Source organism: Pseudomonas sp. Sample_9 (genome assembly GCF_004307535.1).
Classification (GTDB): domain Bacteria; phylum Pseudomonadota; class Gammaproteobacteria; order Pseudomonadales; family Pseudomonadaceae; genus Aquipseudomonas; species Aquipseudomonas mercuritolerans.
Genome location: NZ_RAZO01000047.1, coordinates 1 through 720 on the forward strand (window position 1 = coordinate 1; position 720 = coordinate 720).

Here is a 720-nt window from a genome sequence, read left to right on the forward strand (position 1 = left end):
AGCATGACCTGTTCCACATTTATACGGTCGATGCGCACACGCTGAATCTGATCAAGCACCTGCGCAAACTGCAGTACACCCAGGTCTCGGAGAAATTTCCGCTGGCCGCCAAGCTCATGGCCAAGCTGCCCAAGCCTGAACTGATCTACATGGCCGGTCTGTATCACGACATCGGCAAGGGCCGGCACGGCGATCACTCGGAGATCGGCGCGGTCGATGCCGAAGCGTTCTGCCAGCGCCATCAGTTGCCGGTGTGGGACAGCCGCCTGATCGTCTGGCTGGTGCAGAACCATCTGGTGATGTCCACCACTGCGCAGCGCAAGGATCTGTCCGACCCGCAGGTGATCCACGATTTTGCTCAGGCGGTCGGCGATGAAACGCGCCTCGACTACCTCTATGTGCTGACCGTGGCCGATATCAACGCGACCAACCCGACATTGTGGAACTCATGGCGCGCCAGCCTGCTGCGCCAGCTCTATACCGAGACCAAGCGTGCCCTGCGCCGCGGTCTGGAAAACCCGGTGGATCGCGAAGAACAGATTCGCCAGACGCAGAGTGCGGCGCTGGACATTCTGGTGCGCGGCGGCACCGACCCGGACGATGTCGAGCAATTGTGGGCGCAATTGGGCGATGACTATTTCCTGCGCCACACCGCCGGCGATGTCGCCTGGCACAGCGACGCGATCCTGCAGCAACCAGTCGATGGCGGGCCGCTGGTGC

Annotated in this window: 1 protein-coding gene; it reads left to right on the top strand. The window is 61.9% G+C overall.

Going from position 1 to position 720, the window contains the following annotated elements:
- A partial coding sequence (locus tag D6877_RS02800) for an HD domain-containing protein (RefSeq protein WP_130909769.1) occupies positions 1-720 on the top strand: 720 nt, incomplete at both ends.